The sequence below is a fragment of the Sphingomonas sp. PWP1-2 genome (genome assembly GCF_049898305.1).
GTDB lineage: Bacteria > Pseudomonadota > Alphaproteobacteria > Sphingomonadales > Sphingomonadaceae > Sphingomonas > Sphingomonas glacialis.
Window position 1 is genome coordinate 513,956 of record NZ_JAFCXM010000001.1, and the last position, 15,645, is coordinate 529,600.

Sequence of the window (15,645 nt, forward strand, 5' to 3'; positions counted from 1 at the left end):
CTGTTCCTATGCGCCGACGGCGGCGCGTTTGGTAGGGGCAGGGTCGCGCAGTTCGCGCGGCAGGCCGAATTCGAGCGATTCGACGACGCCCGAGAGTTGCGTCACCTCGACCGGGCCGAGCTTGCGCAAGGCGGCGATCACGCTTTCGACGAGTTCGTCGGGGGCAGACGCGCCTGCCGTCAGCCCGACGCGCTCGATGCCCTCGAACCATGCCGGGTCGATCGCGCTGCCATCGGCGACGAGATAGCTCGGCAAGCCTTCGTCGGCGCCGAGATCGCGCAGGCGGCTCGAGTTCGAGCTGTTTTCGGAGCCCACGACGAGGATCAGATCGGCGACCTTGCAGAGGTCGCGCACTGCGCTCTGGCGGTTCTGCGTCGCGTAGCAGATCTCCGACACGTCGGGGCCGATCAGGTTGGTGAAACGCTCGCCGAGCGAGGCGATGACGCTCTTGGTGTCGTCGACGCTAAGCGTGGTCTGCGTGATATAGGCCATCGGCGTATCGGTCGGCAGGTCGAGCGCGGCGACATCGGCCTCGGTCGAGACGAGATGGACCGGCGCATCGACCTGGCCACGCGTGCCAACGACTTCGGCATGGCCTTCATGGCCGATCATCACCAGCGTGCGGCCGTCCTTGGCGTAGCGGCGGCCCTGCAGATGCACCTTGGTGACGAGCGGGCAGGTCGCGTCGAACACCGGGAGCTTGCGCGCCTTGGCTTCGTCCTCGACCGAGCGCGCGACGCCGTGCGCCGAGAAGACCGTCATCGCGCCCTCGGGCACGTCGGACAATTCCTCGACGAACACCGCGCCCTTGGCGCGCAGCGTATCGACGACGTGGCGGTTATGGACGATTTCGTGGCGGACATAGACGGGCGCACCGTAGCGATCGATCGCCCGCTCGACGATTTCGATAGCCCGTACGACCCCAGCGCAAAAACCGCGTGGGTTGGCGAGAATGACCTGCAAACACCGTTCCTTCCGTCCGCTCGAATGCCGAACCGGGCACGAACGCCCTACAGCATTCGCGCTAATCCGTCATCTATGCCTCCCAGATAGCTATCTTAGCCGCGTTGCAACATGAGGGGAACGCAAAAAAGCCGTCGGCGCGGGGCGGTGCCGCGACGAGCGTCGTGCAACCCGCCCGGCGCGAGCGCGTTCATCGCCGCTACAGCCGTTTGTGCTAGCGGCAGGACAGTGGTACCGGCGCTGCCCAGGCGGCCCCCCGGAATATCCCAATAGGAGCTTTCGATGACGTTTTCTCTCAGAGTGATCGTGCCTGCCGTGGCGCTTGTCCTCGCTGCGCCACTCGCCGCCCAGGCCAATGACCCTGCGCGTGCGCCGGTCCAGACGCTCGACGACGGTCTGCTCGCGATCATGAAGGGCGGCAAGACGCTCGGCACCGCGGGCCGCGCGGCGCGGATCGGGCCCGTGGTCGACCAGACCTTCGACGTCGCGCTGATCACGCGGCTGTCGGTCGGTCCCGACTGGCTCAAGGTCGCGCCGGCCGATCAGACCGCGCTCGTCGCGGCGATGCGGCGGCTGACGGTCGCGCAATATGCGGCGAACTTCGACAGCTACGGCGGCGAGAGCTTCAAGATCGATCCCACCGTCGAGACGCGCGGAACCGACAAGGTGGTGCGCACGACGCTCGCCGCGCCGAAGGGCGATCCGGTGTCGATCGGCTATCGCCTGCGCCAGAGCGGCGGTTCGTGGCGGATCGTCGATGTCTATTACAAGAACGCGATCAGCCAGCTCGCAACGCGCCGCGCGGACTTCGCGACGATCTTCGCCAAGGGCGGCGCAAAGGCGCTGATCAGCCACCTGAACGATCTTTCGGCCAAGGGCGGACGCTGATCTTGCGGCTGCGGGGGACGAGCAGTGCGATAGCGATGGCGCTCGCGCTGTTCGTCGCACCCGTGGCGATGGCGCAGGACGTCGCGGCGCCGGTAGCGGTCACGTCGCGTGCGGCAGTGCCCGCACCGGCCCCCGCCGCCGCGAGCGCGGCGCGGCCGCGGCATCACCGGACCAAGGGCGATCCGCTCGAGGGCTTCAACCGGACGATGTTCTCGATCCACCAGTTCCTCGACCGGATCGCGTTCCGGCCGATCGCGATGCTGTACAAGACGGTGGTCCCCAAGCCGCTGCGCACCGGCATACGGCACGTCTTCTCGAATGTCGGCGAGCCGTTGGTGTTCGCCAACGACATGCTGCAGCTGAAGCCCAAGCGCGCGATCAAGACCATCGGGCGGTTTCTCGTCAATTCGACGATCGGGATCGGCGGCGTGCTCGATGTCGCCAAGACGCGCGAATTCAACCTGCCGCATCACGACAACAGCTTCGGCACGACGCTCGGCCATTACGGCCTGGGGCCGGGGCCCTACATCTTCCTGCCGCTGGTCGGCCCGAGCGATTTCCGCGATTTCGGGGCGGGCATCGCGCAAGGGCAGACCTATGCCTTCACGATCGGCACGCCCTTCGACCGCGCCGAATATCGCGTGTCGGAGGCTGTTCTGACCGGGCTCGATCTGCGTGTCGAATCGGATGGCGCGCTGAAGGCGCTGCTCGGCGGCGCGATCGATCCGTATGCGACGCTGCGATCGGCCTATCTGCAGGACCGCGCAGTGAGCATCGCGGAAAGTCATGGCGCCAAGGCCGCTGCGTCGATCGCGCTCGACGATCCGTTGACCGATCCGGCGGCGGATTCGCTGGTGCATCCGGCAGCAGGGTCTGCGCCGGCGAGCGCGACTCCGGCGGCCAAGCCCGACGATTTCCCGGCGGATCCGGCGGCGGCGCCAACGCCGCCGTCTGCGGAGAAAACGCCGGTCGATGATTTTCCGGCTGATCCCGCAGCGCCGGTCAACCCGACGCCGTCGGTTCCCCCTGCTCCGGCGACGACCGCCGTCCAGCGATAGCGCCGTCGCGCGTCGAGCGCGCCGCCAGCCTCAAACCATCCCCCTCCCGCCTGCGGGAGGGGTTAGGGGAGGGGCGTGCCTCAAGCGGAGCGCAGGGGATCCAGGTCGTTCCCTCCCCCAGCCCCTCCCGCAGGCGGGAGGGGAGCAAGCGGGCTACGCCTTCTTCGCTCGCGGCGGGCCGAGCAACGCTGGCTCGAAGATCAGCGCGCAGACCAGCGTCCACGCGAGCGAGATCATCAGGATCTTGCCCATGCTCGCCGTCCCCGGATGGTGCGACAGCCACAGGCTGCCGAACGCGCTCCCCGTCGCGAGGGCGCTGAATAGCACCGCGCGCGCCAGGCTCGATTGCAGCAGATCGGTCGCGCCATCGCGCCACGCCATCACGAAATAGATGTGGAACGCGACCCCCACGCCGAACAGCAACGGGAAGGCGATGATGTTGGCGAAGTTGATCGGCTGTCCGATCAGCACGCAACTCCCGAGCGTCAGGAAGCCCGACAGCACGACCGGCGCAAGCGTGAAGGCGACTTCCTTCGCATCGCGCAACACGACGAACAGCAGGCCGCTGACGAGCACGAGCGCGAGGATGCCCGCCTCGACGAACGCCCACGCGACCGTCCCTGCGGCTTCCTGCGTCGCGACCGGCAGGCCGCTGGCGGTCGGCGCGACCGCGCGGACGGCCTTGGTGAAGCGGCGGAGCACGGCATTGTCGTTGCTATTGCCCTTGGGGAAGACCTGGACGAGCGCGCGGCCGTCCTTAGACACCCAATCGCCGGCGATCTCGGGCGGCAGCGTCGCGCGCGTCACCGGCTCGGCCTGGAGCGTCGCGCGGATCTGGTCGAGCATCGTGCCGAGCGGCGTGACGAGCAGCGCGCTCGCCTTTGTCCGTTCAGCGGGCGCAGCGCGCGCCAGGCGATCGAACGCCGTCGCGAGCCGGCGCGCATCGGCCGCGGCGGCACCGGGATGCGCAGTCGCGCTCGCGCGCAGTTCGCCGGCGACTTTCATTAGCGCCGTCACCGATTCGGCATCGCTTGGCGGCGGCGTCACGTCGAACGGATTGACCGCAGCGTCGAGCAGCAAGGCGGCGTCCTGCACCACCGCCAGCTTGGCGGGCTGATCCTCGGGCACGAACCCGTCGACCGACACCGCCTCGGCAACCTCGGGCAAGATCCGCAGCTTCGCCGCGAGCGCCTTTGCCGCATCGGCATTGGGCGCGAGCACGTTGATCGTGTTCGGCGTGCGCAGTGGATCGCGCATCAGGTCGGTCAGCGCGACCATCGCCGGCCCATCCTTGGCGCGCAAATGCAGCGGGTTGAAGTCGAACTGGACGAAGGGGAGCAACGCGATGCTCCCCGCCATCGACGCGGCGAACGCCCACAGCGCCGTCTTGCGATGCGTGTGCAGCCAGCGGTCGAGCGGGGCGGCCGCGCTGAAGCCGACTTCGCGGCGCGGCGCGCCGGGCTTGAGCAGCATCAGCATCGCAGGCAGCAGCGTGACGCTCGCCACCAGCGCGACGACCATCCCGAGCCCGGCGATGATGCCGAGCTCGGCGATGCCGATATAGTCGGTCGGCAGGAACGCGCCGAAACCGAGGAACACCGCCCCCGCGGCAAGCGCGAGCGGCGCGCCGAGCGCGGTCGCGGCACGCTGGAGGGCTGCCCCGGTATCGGCGCCGTCGAGCCGCTCGGCGTTGAAGCGCACCGAGATCTGGATGCCGAAATCGACCCCGAGCCCGACGAACAACGGAATGAACGCGACCGAGATGAGATTAAGCGCGCCGACCGCGAGCAGCCCCAGCGCGGTCGTGACCACGAGCCCCGCGACGATCGTCACGACGATCCCCGCGACGATCTTCACCGAGCGCGTCGCGAACCACAAGGTCAGCAGCATCGCGGCGGCCATCACCAGCCCGACGAACCCGATATTCTCCTCGAGCGTCGCGAACTCCTCGTCGGCGAGCGGGACTTCGCCGGTCGTTCGCACGCTCACGCCGTGCGCCGGATCGAGCCCGAGTTTGCTGGCCTGCGCGACGATCGCGGCGACGGCGTCCTCGCCGGGCTGCAGCGCGCCGTAATCGAGCTTGGGCTGCGCGAGGATCAGGCGCCTACGCGGCGGCGTGGCGCCCGAACCCGGTTCGGCGAACAGCTCCTGCCACGAGAAATAGGCGGGCTTGCCCGCCGCCGATGCGTCGAGCGCAGCGGCCATCGTCCGCATCGGCCGCGCGATCCGCGAGAGGGGTACGTCCCCGCGCTCGACTCCGGTCAGCATCGTCGAGAACGCAGCCGCGATCCCGCGCAGCGACGGGTCGCTGGCGAGCGGCCCGAGCAGCGGCTGCGCGCCGATCAGCGCCTTGGTCGACGCCTGCACCTCGGCGGTCGAGCCGAACAATAGCCCTTCGCGGTCGAAATAGGCGCCGCCATCGGGTCGCTGGACGCGGCGAAAATGCGTCGTGTCCGCAGCGAGCGCGGCGGAGAGCTTGGCGGTCGCGGCTTCGGCGAGTTCGGGGGTCTTGCCGTCGACGATCACCAGCAGGACGTCGGACAGTTGCGGAAACGCGGTCTCGACCGCTTTCTCATTCTGTCGCCAGGCGATCTTGGGCGAGATCAGCGCCGCGGTGTCGGTGGTCATCGCGAAATGACCCGCGGCAAAGACCGCCGCCCCCGCGACGAGCGCGAGGCACAGGCCGAGCACCGCGAACGGACGCCGCACGCCGAGCGCGACGAGCTGCTGGAGCAAGCGGGCGATCACTTGGCGGGCGCGTTCGGGCCGATGAAATAGCGCAGCTTCAGCCGGATCGTCTTTTCCTGCCCGTCATAGTCGAACACGGCTTCCTCCCATTTCGGCGCGGCGAGCTTGATCTTGGCATCGTTCGAGAAGCCGACGCCTTCCTTCGGCACGCCGAACACCGCGCGGTCGAGCTTGTTGTTGCCATTCTGGTCGTAATACACCTCTGCGGCGTAGCGACCCGGCTTTAGGCCACTCACCGTCACGATGGTCTGGCCAAGCCGCGCGGGCGCTTCGCCCGAGATCGGACAATCCTTGAGATACTGCGCTTGCGTGCAGAGATCGACATGGACGCGACCGGTGCGATCGCGGACGTTGTCGACCGCGATGTGGAGCTGGCCGCTCGACCCCTGGCCGGCGGTCAGCGCGAATACCGGCAGCGAAACGATCAGCAGCTTTGCTGCGCGCGGAAGCGAAGAGAAAGGTTGCATGGCGGCCCTTTAGACCAGATTGGAACCGGAATGAAACCGGCTGGTCGGGAGCGTTTGCGGGTGGTGCGCTGAACCCCGGCTTAAGCCGTTCCGCACTGCAACACGGCGACCGATACGACCGCGATTGGCGATTGCGCGGCGGTCGGGTTGCTCTACTCTTGTGCGCACCGCAGCAGCGCGTCGCAGAGGAATATACGTGAGCGAAGGGACATCGCAGGTGGCAACCGCCACCGACCGCTTTGCCGCCGCGCACGCCGCGCTCAAGGCCGATCCTGCGGTGCAGTTCACGCTCCAGCGCGCGCCGCCGCCGCCCCAGCCGCCCGAATGGCTGGTCCAGCTCGGCAAATGGCTCGGCAAGCTGTTCGAGCCCGTCGGGCGCGCATTGCTGTGGATCGGTTCCCGCATGCCGCATTGGCCTTATGCGCGGATCCTGTTGTGGGGCGTGCTGGGGCTGGTCGCGATCGCGATTCTCTGGGCGGTGTATACCCGTGTGCGGCATGGCGAATGGCGCTGGCCGCGCTTCGTGCGGCGGCGTCCGACGGAGTCGCAGCCGATCGATGAAGCCTGGGCACCCGACGCAGCGCCGGTCCACGAATGGCTGCGCGAGGCCGATCTGCTTGCGGCGGAAGGGCGCTATGCCGAAGCGGTGCATCATCTGTTGCGCCGCTCGATCGACGATATCGCGCGGCGCCGGCCGCAGCTCGTCCGCCCGGCGCTGACCAGCCGCGAATTGAGCGCGTCGAGCGCGATCCCGTTTTCCGCCCGCGACCTGTTCGCCGGGATCGCGCGGCTGGTCGAGCGCAGCCTGTTCGGCGGGCGCCCGGTCGATGCATCGGACTGGACGCAGGCGCGCGCCGCCTATCGCGACTTCGCGCTCCCGGGATCATGGCGGGGATGAGCGACGTCACGGTCAGCGGGGCAAGTGGAGCGAATGCGTTCAGCGTGCGGACCGTCGCGATCCTGCTCGCGGTTGGCATCTTCGCGTTCATCGCGATGCTCGTGCTCGGCGCCTACGCGCCCGATCTGCGCTCGGGCCGCGACGGGCGCGCGCACGCGCTGTCGAACGCGGCGGTCGGCTATAGCGGGATCGTGCGGCTCGCCGAGGCGACGGGGCGCAACCCGCAGGTCGTCCGCAATCCCCGGCAGCTGGCGGGTGAGGATCTGGTCGTGCTGACCCCCGAAACCGGCGCGACCGACATGACCAAGGCGCTTGCCGCGCGCGGTGCCAAGCCGACGCTCGTCATCCTGCCGAAATGGCGCACGTCGGTCGATCCGACGCATTCCGGCTGGGCGCGCTTCGTCGATTTCCGGGATGTGGATGATGTCGAGCGTGTCCTCGCGCCGCAATACAAGCTCAAGGTCACGCGCTACGCGAGCGGCGGGCGTCCGCTGCGCGCGCTGTCGTGGATGCCGCGCAGCATCGCGTTTGCCGCGCCGCGCCCGGTGCAGACGATCACTGGCCTCGACGTGCGCCCGATCCTGACCGACGCGGACGGGCATATCGTGCTCGGCCAGATCGGTGGTGGGCCGCTCTATGTGCTCGCCGATCCCGATCTGTTGTCGAACATCGGCATGCGCGATGCAGCGCGGGCGCGTGCGGCGCTCGAGTTGCTCGACTGGCTGAATGCGACCGGCGCGAAGACGATCACCTTCGACGTCACGCTCAACGGCTTCGGCGCATCGCCGAGCCCGCTCAAGCTGCTGTTCGATCCGCCGTTCCTCGCGATGACGCTGACGCTGGCGGCGGCGGTGCTGCTCGCAGGCGTTCAGGCGACCGCGCGCTTCGGCCCGGCGCGGCGGCGCGCGCGCGCGATCGCGTTCGGCAAGACCGCGCTGATCGACAATGCCGCAGCGCTCGTCCGCAAGGCCGGACGGCAGGGGCGGCTTGGCCCGCGCTATGTCGATCTGGTGCGCGAGCGCGCCGGCGGCGTGTTCGGCGTGCCCGCGCGGCTGCAGGGCGCGGCGGTCGACGGCTATCTCGACGGCCTGAGGGGGCGGGCGCGTTTCAGCGCGCTGGCGGCAGAGGCACAGGCGGCGCGCGATCCGCGCGCGATGCTCGCGGCGGCGCAAGCGCTGCATCATTGGTTATGGGAGAAGACGCGGTGACATTCGAAACGGTCGAAGACGTGGCGGCGCTCGGCGTGGCGATTCGCGACGAAATCGGCAAGGCGGTGGTCGGGCAGGAGCAGACCGTCGAGATCCTCCTCGTCGCGCTGTTCGCGGGCGGACACGTGCTGCTCGAAGGCCCGCCGGGAACCGCCAAGACGCTGCTTGCGCGGAGCTTCGCAAGGGTGGTCGGGCTCGATTACGGGCGGATTCAGTTCACGCCCGATCTGATGCCGGGCGACATCATCGGCGCGAACCTGTTCAACTTCCAGACGAGCAGCTTCACGCTGACGCGCGGGCCGATCTTCACCGACCTGCTGCTGGCGGACGAGATCAACCGCACCCCGCCCAAGACGCAGGCGGCATTGCTCGAGGCGATGCAGGAGCGCACCGTGACGATCGATGGGCAAAGCCTGTCGCTCGGCGAACGCTTTATGGTTGTCGCGACGCAGAACCCGATCGAGCAGCAGGGGGTGTATCCGCTGCCCGAGGCGCAGCTCGATCGCTTCCTGTTCAAGCAGACGGTCGATTATCCGAGTGCCGCCGAGGAACGCCGGATCATCGCCGCGCACGGCAGCGCCGCGCACGCGATGGAGCCGGCGGAATGGGGCGTCGCGCAGGTGTCCGACGCGGGCGTGATCGGCGCGGCGGTCGCGGTGGTCGGGCAGGTGCGGCTCGCCGATGAGGTCATCGATTACATCACCGCGCTGATTCGGGGGACGCGTGATGTCGCCGATCTCGAGAGCGGCGCGTCGCCGCGTGCGGGCGCGATGCTGGCGGGCGCGGCGCGGGCGCGGGCAGCGCTCGACGGGCGCGATTTCGTGATCCCCGACGATGTGAAGGCGCTTGCGCCGGCGTTGCTACGGCATCGGCTGATCCTGTCGCCGGCTGCTGAAATCGACGGGCGCGCGATCGAGGATGTCGTGAGCCACATCATCGAAACGATCGAAGCGCCGCGGTGATTCTGCGCGCTCCCCCCATCCGCCGTCACCCCCGCGAACGCGGGGGTCCGGCTTCTCCTTCGGCGGCGGGAAGAAGCGGGATCCCCGCGTTCGCGGGGATGACGGGGGCGGGCGTGGTGCGCGTGCAGCGGGCAATCGCGCAATGATCTACCCCACGCGTACCGCAGTCCTGGCCGCAGCAGCTGGCGCGCCGGTGGCCTTGCTGATCGCGGTGGCGCTCCCCGGTCGCTGGTATGTCGGGCTCGCCTGGCCGATCGCGGTGCTGCTGCTCACCGCGTTCGATGCTTTCAGCGCGCACCGCACCGCGACCGCCAGCCTTTCGGTCCCGACGACTGCCCCGGTCGGTGCGACGGTCGACGCGACGATCCGCGTTGCGATCGCGGGCGGCCGGCCGCCGCGCAGTGCAGAGGTAGCGCTCGATGGCGGACCGTTGCTCGCGCTCGAGAATGACGGACGGCTGTGGCTCACGCTGCACGACGGGCGCGGCGAAGCGCTGCTCCCGCTCACCACGCTGCGGCGTGGCACCGCGCGAGTCGACCGCCTGTGGCTCCGGTGGCGCGGGGGCTTCGGGCTGGCGTGGCAGCAGCGGATCCTCCCCGCCGACGTGACGCTGCCGATCCTCCCCGACATCCGTGCGCTGCACGACCGCGGCGCGCAGATGTTCCAGCGCCACGCGCTGTCGGGCTTGCTCGCGCAAATCGATCGCGGCGACGGCACCGACTTCGATGCGCTGGTCGAGTTCCGCTCGGGAATGGACCGCCGGTCGATCGACTGGAAACAGTCGGCGCGCCAGACCAAGCTCCACGCCAAGGAATATCGCAGCGAGCGCAACAACCAGATCGTCTTCGCGATCGATTCCGGGCGGCAGATGTCCGAGCCTGTCGCCGGTCTGCCGCGCGTCGATCGCGCGGTGTCGGCGATGCTGCTGACTGCCTGGATCGCGTTGAAACTCGGCGACCGCGTCGCGCTCCACGCGTTCGATTCGCGGCCGCGGATCGCGAGCGGGCTGGTTTCGGGAATGCCCGCCTTCGCCAATCTCCAGCGGCTTGCGGCCGCGATCGATTATAGCGGCGAGGAGACCAACTACAGCTTCGCGCTGACCACGCTCGCCGCGCGGCTGACGCGGCGCTCGATGATCGTGCTGTTCACCGAATTCACCGATCTGACCTCGGCCGACTTTCTGGTCCGGGCGGCGGCCCGGTTGCTCAAGGGGCATTTGCTGCTCGTCGTCGTGCTGCGCGACGAAGAGGTCGAGCGCCTTGTCGACGCGGCGCCGACCAACGCCGACGACGTGACGCGCGCCGTCACCGCCGCTGCGCTGCTGCGCGATCGCAAGCTGGTGCTCACGCGGCTCCAGCATCTCGGCGTGCATGTGATCGAAAGCGCACACGACCGCGTCGGCGAGGAGCTGGTCGCGGGCTATGTCGCGCTGAAACGCAGGAATCTGCTCTGATGGCCACCGCTTTCCTCACCGCGCAACCCGCCACGGTCAACGCCAGCCGTTTCCGTGCGGCGCACGACGCCGACTGGCAGCGGCTCGAAGCGCTGGTGACGCGGATCGAGAAACGCTCGATCAAGGCGCTGAGCGACGACGATCTGCTCGCTTTGCCCGTGCTGTACCGCACAGCCCTGTCCTCCTTGTCGATCGCGCGCGAGACGTCGCTCGATCGCGCGCTGGTGACCTATCTCGAGCAGCTGTGCACGCGCGCCTATTTCCAGTTGTACGGCGTGCCGACCTCGGCGGTGCGGCAATTGGGCGTTTTCTTCGCGCAGACATGGCCCGCCGCGGTCCGCGCGGTGTGGCGCGAGACGCTCGTGTCGCTGCTGCTGACGGTGGCGGGCGCGGTCGTCGGCTATCTGCTGGTGCGCTCCGATCCCGGCTGGTTCTTCGGGCTGGTCGGCCAGGAGATGGCGGGCGGGCGCGATCCGTCGGCCTCGGTCGAGACGTTGCGGGGCACGCTGTACGGCAAGCATGACGACATGCTGACGATCTTCGCCGCCTATCTCTTCACGCACAACGCGCAGATCGCGATCTTCTCGTTCGCGCTGGGCTTTGCCTTTGCGGTCCCGACGGCGCTGTTGATCGCATATAACGGGCTGATGCTCGGCGCGTTTTTAGCGGTGTTCGTGCCCAAGGGGCTCGGGTTCGGCTTTGCCGGCTGGATCGCGATCCACGGCACGACCGAACTGTTCGCGATCATCCTGTCGGGTGCGGCGGGGTTCCGCATCGGCACCGCGATCGCCTTTCCCGGGCGCGCGACGCGGGGCGACGCGGCGGTGCAGGCGGGCAAGACGGGCGCGACCGTAATGGGGGGTGCGGTCGTGATGCTGCTCGTCGCCGGGCTGCTCGAAGGGATTGGACGGCAGACGGTGACCAACGATCTCGCGCGCTATGCGATCGGCTCGGTGATGCTCGTCGGCTGGCTGCTCTATTTCTATCTGCCGAGGAGTCGCCGCGATGGCGTGGCTGCGGCGTAAGGCGCGCAAGGCGCCGCTGTCGCTGCGGCGCAGCTTCGTCACGCCCGAGGGCGTCGATCTGCGGATCGAGCTCGGCAGCGCGGGCGAGCGCGCGGGGGCGTTCGTGATCGACCTGCTGGCGATTCTCGTCGTGCTGATCGTCGCGACGATCGCGATCGCGTATCTCGCCTGGGCGAGTCATCAAGGCGCGTTTGCGGTGCTGTGGCTGCTCGGCTTCTTCGTGCTGCGCAACGGCTGGTTCGCGCTGTTCGAGCTGAGCGGGAGCGGGGCGACGCCGGGCAAGCGGCTCGTCGGCCTGCGCGTCGTCGCGCGCGACGGGGCGCGGCTGACCGGCGGCGCGGTGATCGCGCGCAACGCGATGCGCGAGATCGAGCTGTTCCTGCCGCTGAGCTTTCTCGGCAGCCAGGCGGTGCATGGCTGGGCCGACAGCGCGCTGACGCTGTTCGCTTTGGGCTGGAGCGGCATCTTCCTGTTCTTCCCGCTGTTCAACCGCGACCGGCTGCGCGTCGGCGATCTGCTTGCGGGGACGTGGGTCGTGCATACGGTGCGCGGAAAGCTCGGGTCGGATCTGGTGGTGCCGGTCGAGCGCGAGCGGCGCGTGTTCAGCGAGGCGGCGCTCGGGCTGTACGGCGTGTATGAGCTGCAGATGCTCGAGGAAGTGCTGCGCGGCGGGAGCGAGGAGGCGATCGTCACCGTCGCCGCGACGATCCGGCGCAAGGCGGGGCTGCCCGACGACCACGACGATCGCGGCTTCCTGACCGATTATTATGCGGCGCTGTGCGGGCGGCTGGAGCGCGGGCTGCTCGTCGGGCGGCGGCGCGCCGACAAGTTCGCGTGATCCCCCATCCTTCGTCACCCCGGACCTGTTCCGGGGGCCACCGGGATACGCGTGCTGCCGCGGACGCGCGCGCGGAACGGTGGGGCCCGGAACAAGGCCGGGATGACGGTGAGGAGGCGTGTCTGTTGAACCCCGATCCAGGCGCAGCCCATGCCCCGTAACCGCTATTATTCCGGCCCGCCGAGCGACCATTTCGACGGCGTGCGCTTCTTCAACCCTGGCCAGCCATCGAGCGATGCTGGGCTTGGTGCGGTGCTGCGCTGGAAACTGGCGAACGGCGCGGCGCGCTGGCCGGCGTCGGTGTCCGTCGCGCCGGCCAAGCCCGTCGCGCGGCACGCGGGCTTGCGCGTCACGATGGTGGGCCACGCGTCGCTGCTGATCCAGGCGGCGGGGGTCAACATCCTGACCGACCCGGTGTGGTCGGAGCGCGCGAGCCCCTTCTCCTTCCTCGGCCCCAAGCGAGTCACCGCGCCGGGGATCGCGTTCGAAGATCTGCCGCCGATCCACATCGTGCTGCTCAGCCACTGCCATTACGACCATCTCGATCTCGCCACGCTGCGCCGGCTCCACGCCGCGCACGCGCCGCTGATGGCGATGCCGCTCGGAAACGACGCGATCATCCGCGCGGCGATCCCCGAGGCACGTTGCGTCGTCGGCGACTGGTGGGACAGCCTGGCACTGGCTGAGGGCTTCGCAACGACGCTGACCCCGGCGCGGCACTGGGCGAATCGCTGGCCGACCGACGTGCGGATGGCGCTGTGGGCGGGGCATTATCTCACGACGCCGGTCGGGACGGTGTGGTTCGTCGGCGACACGGGCTATGGCGACGGCGCGATCTTCGGCAGCGTCCGCGAGCGGCTCGGTGCGCCCGACGTCGCGTTGATCCCGATCGGTGCGTACGAACCACGCTGGTTCATGGCCGAGCAGCATGTCGATCCGGCGGAAGCCGTGCGAATTTTCGAGGATGTCGAAGCGGGGGAGGCGCTCGGCATCCATTGGGGGACGTTCCAGCTGACCGACGAAGCGCACGATGCGCCGCGGTTGGCGCTGGGCGCAGAGCTGTCGGCGGCGGGGATCGCGGCATCGCGCTTCGTCGCGGCGGAACCGGGCGGGGTGTACGACATGGATCGAGGGGCGAGCGGCGTGGCCGCCTGAGGCGTTGGCGCGCCCGGAGGGAGTCGAACCCCCGACCGAGGAGGTAGAAGCTCCTTGCTCTATCCAACTGAGCTACGGGCGCGCACTGGCTGTGCCATTAGCGCGGATTGCGTGCGCGCGAAACCGGCTTCATAGCTTGGGTCGATCAGGGAGCGAAACGACATGGATGGTTTGAAAACGATCACCGCGGAGCAGACGCGCGGTCGCGAATTCCGCTATTTCGATTTCGTCATGGTCGCCTTCGTCGTCGTCCTGTTGCTGTCGAACGTCGTCGGCGCGGGGAAACGCTCGGTGATCGACTTGCCGTGGATCGGGCCCTGGCCGTTCGGCGCGGGAATCCTGTTCTTCCCGGTCAGCTATGTGATCGGCGACATCCTGACCGAGGTGTACGGCTATGCCCGCGCGCGGCGCTGCGTGTGGGCGGGGTTCGGCGCGCTGATCTTCCTCGCGCTGATGGAGCAGATCGTCGTCGCGTTGCCGCCGGCGGCGGCGTGGAACGGGCAGGCGGCCTATGAATATGTCTTCGGCCGCTCGATCTTCGTCGATCCTGCCGCGGCGACCGGCTTGCGCATCATCCTCGCCTCGGTGACGGCCTTCTGGGTCGGCGAATTCGCCAACAGTTTCGTGCTCGCCAAGCTCAAGATCCTGACCGAGGGCCGGATGCTGTGGACGCGGACGATCGGTTCGACCGTCGTGGCGCAGGGGTTCGACAGCCTGATCTTCTACCCGCTCGCCTTCTACGGCGCGCCCGATTGGCCCGTCGAGGCGATGCTCGCGGTGATGGTCAGCCAGTTCTTGTTGAAGGTGTCGTGGGAGGTGCTGCTGACGCCGTTCACCTATCTCGTGGTGAACTTCCTCAAGCGCGGCGAGGGGGTCGACGTTTACGACCGCGGGACCGACTTCTCGCCGTTCCGCGCGCGGGTGTAGCGGCTGCTTCGGTTTTGCCTCAACTCGTCACCCCGGCCCTGTGCCGGGGCCCACCGTGCCGCGTTCGCAACGGGCGCAGCACGCGCGTCCCGGTGGACCCCGGGACAAGCCCGGGGTGACGACGGTTTGTTACGCCCCGACCGCCTCGAACAGGCCCTCGAACATGCGCCGGCCGTCGTCGCCGCCATGCGCGGCGGTTTCGATCCGGCGCTCGGGGTGCGGCATCAGGCCGAGCACGTTGCCCGCCGGGCTGAGCACGCCGGCGATGCCTCGCGCCGAGCCGTTGACCGGCCCCGCATAGCGGAACGCAACGCGGCCTTCGCCCTCGAGCCGGTCGAGCGTTTCTTCGTCGGCCGAGTAATTGCCATCGTGATGCGCGACCGGATAGACGATCTGCTCGCCCGCGGCGTAGCGGCTGGTGAAGACGCTCTGGCTGGTGCCGACCGTCAGCGCGACGTCGCGGCAGACGAAGTCGAGCCCGGCATTGCGCATCAGCGCGCCCGGCAGCAGGCCGGCCTCGGTCAGGATCTGGAAGCCGTTGCAAATGCCGAGCACGGGCACGCCGCGCCCCGCCGCGTCGCTCACCGCGCGCATGATCGGCGATCGCGCGCCGATCGCGCCCGAGCGGAGATAATCGCCATAGGAAAAGCCGCCGGGAATCGCGATCAGGCCGACGCCGTCGGGCAGCTCGGTTTCGGCGTGCCACACCATCGTCGGCGCGGTGCCGCCGACCTGCTCGAGCGCGGTCGCGATATCGCGGTCGCAGTTCGAGCCGGGGAAGACGAGGACTGCGGTCTTCATACGCGCTCGACCCGATAGTTTTCGATGACGGTGTTGGCGAGCAGCTCGCGGCACATCGCATCGACGCGCTCGTCGGTGGTGTCGTCGGCGACGTCGAGTTCGATCAGCTTGCCCGCGCGGACATCGTTGACGCCGGCGAAACCGAGAGTGCCGAGCGCCTTGTGGATCGCGCGGCCCTGCGGATCGAGCACGCCGGGCTTCAGCGTGACGAAAATGCGGAGCTTCATGGGGCTTGTCCTGGCTACGACGGTTGA

At 68.8% G+C, this 15,645-nt stretch carries 15 protein-coding genes and 1 tRNA gene; 10 read left to right on the forward strand and 6 right to left on the reverse strand.

What is annotated here, in order from left to right; genetic code table 11:
* Positions 1-6: 6 nt before the first annotated feature.
* A complete protein-coding gene (gene ispH, locus ACP7C5_RS02505; protein WP_426263074.1) occupies positions 7-963 on the reverse strand; it encodes a 4-hydroxy-3-methylbut-2-enyl diphosphate reductase in 957 nt (318 codons plus the stop codon).
* A gap of 282 nt (positions 964-1,245) precedes the next feature.
* On the opposite strand from ispH, the gene ACP7C5_RS02510 reads away from it, so the two are divergent.
* A complete protein-coding gene (locus tag ACP7C5_RS02510) occupies positions 1,246-1,851 on the forward strand; it encodes an ABC transporter substrate-binding protein (protein ID WP_426263075.1) in 606 nt (201 codons plus the stop codon).
* A 35-nt stretch (positions 1,852-1,886) separates the two neighbouring features.
* Positions 1,887-2,909: an MlaA family lipoprotein gene (locus tag ACP7C5_RS02515; RefSeq protein ID WP_426263076.1), complete on the forward strand. Its 1,023-nt coding sequence runs from the start codon at positions 1,887-1,889 to the stop codon at positions 2,907-2,909.
* A 153-nt stretch (positions 2,910-3,062) separates the two neighbouring features.
* Here the strand turns inward: ACP7C5_RS02515 and ACP7C5_RS02520 are convergent, their stop codons facing one another.
* Positions 3,063-5,657: an MMPL family transporter gene (locus tag ACP7C5_RS02520; protein WP_426263077.1), complete on the reverse strand. Its 2,595-nt coding sequence runs from the start codon at positions 5,655-5,657 to the stop codon at positions 3,063-3,065.
* A complete protein-coding gene (locus ACP7C5_RS02525) occupies positions 5,654-6,124 on the reverse strand; it encodes a DUF2141 domain-containing protein (protein ID WP_133189873.1) in 471 nt (156 codons plus the stop codon). Before ACP7C5_RS02525 ends, ACP7C5_RS02520 begins: the two co-directional genes overlap by 4 nt.
* A gap of 196 nt (positions 6,125-6,320) precedes the next feature.
* Between ACP7C5_RS02525 and ACP7C5_RS02530 the strand changes: the two genes are divergently transcribed.
* The 7 genes from ACP7C5_RS02530 to ACP7C5_RS02560 all read left to right on the forward strand — a co-directional run bounded on the left by ACP7C5_RS02530 (position 6,321) and on the right by ACP7C5_RS02560 (position 13,663).
* The gene (locus ACP7C5_RS02530) at positions 6,321-7,022 is read left to right on the forward strand and encodes a DUF4129 domain-containing protein (protein WP_426263078.1); all 702 of its coding nucleotides are present in this window, start codon (positions 6,321-6,323) and stop codon (positions 7,020-7,022) included.
* The gene (locus tag ACP7C5_RS02535; protein WP_426263079.1) at positions 7,019-8,230 is read left to right on the forward strand and encodes a hypothetical protein; all 1,212 of its coding nucleotides are present in this window, start codon (positions 7,019-7,021) and stop codon (positions 8,228-8,230) included. The genes ACP7C5_RS02530 and ACP7C5_RS02535 overlap by 4 nt, the downstream gene beginning before the upstream one ends.
* The gene (locus tag ACP7C5_RS02540; protein WP_133189867.1) at positions 8,212-9,192 is read left to right on the forward strand and encodes an AAA family ATPase; all 981 of its coding nucleotides are present in this window, start codon (positions 8,212-8,214) and stop codon (positions 9,190-9,192) included. Before ACP7C5_RS02535 ends, ACP7C5_RS02540 begins: the two co-directional genes overlap by 19 nt.
* A gap of 142 nt (positions 9,193-9,334) precedes the next feature.
* A complete protein-coding gene (locus ACP7C5_RS02545) occupies positions 9,335-10,645 on the forward strand; it encodes a DUF58 domain-containing protein (RefSeq protein ID WP_426263080.1) in 1,311 nt (436 codons plus the stop codon).
* Positions 10,645-11,670 (forward strand): stage II sporulation protein M, encoded by a 1,026-nt coding sequence (locus ACP7C5_RS02550; RefSeq protein WP_426263081.1) that lies wholly within the window; start codon positions 10,645-10,647, stop codon positions 11,668-11,670. Before ACP7C5_RS02545 ends, ACP7C5_RS02550 begins: the two co-directional genes overlap by 1 nt.
* Entirely contained in the window at positions 11,651-12,508 is an 858-nt protein-coding gene (locus tag ACP7C5_RS02555) for an RDD family protein (RefSeq protein WP_322160390.1), read from the forward strand. Before ACP7C5_RS02550 ends, ACP7C5_RS02555 begins: the two co-directional genes overlap by 20 nt.
* Before the next feature lie 150 nt (positions 12,509-12,658).
* Positions 12,659-13,663 (forward strand): MBL fold metallo-hydrolase, encoded by a 1,005-nt coding sequence (locus ACP7C5_RS02560; RefSeq protein ID WP_426263082.1) that lies wholly within the window; start codon positions 12,659-12,661, stop codon positions 13,661-13,663.
* Positions 13,664-13,668: 5 nt separating this feature from the next.
* Here the strand turns inward: ACP7C5_RS02560 and ACP7C5_RS02565 are convergent.
* Positions 13,669-13,745: transfer RNA gene (locus tag ACP7C5_RS02565), tRNA-Arg, on the reverse strand.
* A gap of 80 nt (positions 13,746-13,825) precedes the next feature.
* Here ACP7C5_RS02565 and ACP7C5_RS02570 point away from each other — a divergent pair.
* Positions 13,826-14,590 (forward strand): queuosine precursor transporter, encoded by a 765-nt coding sequence (locus tag ACP7C5_RS02570; RefSeq protein WP_133189857.1) that lies wholly within the window; start codon positions 13,826-13,828, stop codon positions 14,588-14,590.
* Positions 14,591-14,719: 129 nt separating this feature from the next.
* Here the strand turns inward: ACP7C5_RS02570 and purQ are convergent, their stop codons facing one another.
* Complete coding sequence (gene purQ, locus ACP7C5_RS02575) at positions 14,720-15,391, reverse strand: phosphoribosylformylglycinamidine synthase subunit PurQ (protein ID WP_354286613.1); 672 nt, start codon at positions 15,389-15,391, stop codon at positions 14,720-14,722.
* Positions 15,388-15,618: a phosphoribosylformylglycinamidine synthase subunit PurS gene (gene purS, locus ACP7C5_RS02580; protein WP_010185224.1), complete on the reverse strand. Its 231-nt coding sequence runs from the start codon at positions 15,616-15,618 to the stop codon at positions 15,388-15,390. Before purS ends, purQ begins: the two co-directional genes overlap by 4 nt.
* Positions 15,619-15,645: the final 27 nt, after the last annotated feature.

Bases quoted from the DNA above. Each gene is read 5' to 3' on its own strand.
- ACP7C5_RS02510 (WP_426263075.1), top strand. From the start codon at position 1,246: ATGACGTTTTCTCTCAGAGTGATCGTGCCTGCCGTGGCGCTTGTCCTC.
- ACP7C5_RS02515 (WP_426263076.1), top strand. From the start codon at position 1,887: ATGGCGCTCGCGCTGTTCGTCGCACCCGTGGCGATGGCGCAGGACGTC.
- ACP7C5_RS02525 (WP_133189873.1), bottom strand. From the start codon at position 6,124: ATGCAACCTTTCTCTTCGCTTCCGCGCGCAGCAAAGCTGCTGATCGTT.
- ACP7C5_RS02535 (WP_426263079.1), top strand. From the start codon at position 7,019: ATGAGCGACGTCACGGTCAGCGGGGCAAGTGGAGCGAATGCGTTCAGC.
- ACP7C5_RS02540 (WP_133189867.1), top strand. From the start codon at position 8,212: ATGGGAGAAGACGCGGTGACATTCGAAACGGTCGAAGACGTGGCGGCG.
- ACP7C5_RS02545 (WP_426263080.1), top strand. From the start codon at position 9,335: ATGATCTACCCCACGCGTACCGCAGTCCTGGCCGCAGCAGCTGGCGCG.
- ACP7C5_RS02550 (WP_426263081.1), top strand. From the start codon at position 10,645: ATGGCCACCGCTTTCCTCACCGCGCAACCCGCCACGGTCAACGCCAGC.
- ACP7C5_RS02555 (WP_322160390.1), top strand. From the start codon at position 11,651: ATGGCGTGGCTGCGGCGTAAGGCGCGCAAGGCGCCGCTGTCGCTGCGG.
- ACP7C5_RS02560 (WP_426263082.1), top strand. From the start codon at position 12,659: ATGCCCCGTAACCGCTATTATTCCGGCCCGCCGAGCGACCATTTCGAC.
- ACP7C5_RS02570 (WP_133189857.1), top strand. From the start codon at position 13,826: ATGGATGGTTTGAAAACGATCACCGCGGAGCAGACGCGCGGTCGCGAA.
- purQ (WP_354286613.1), bottom strand. From the start codon at position 15,391: ATGAAGACCGCAGTCCTCGTCTTCCCCGGCTCGAACTGCGACCGCGAT.
- purS (WP_010185224.1), bottom strand. From the start codon at position 15,618: ATGAAGCTCCGCATTTTCGTCACGCTGAAGCCCGGCGTGCTCGATCCG.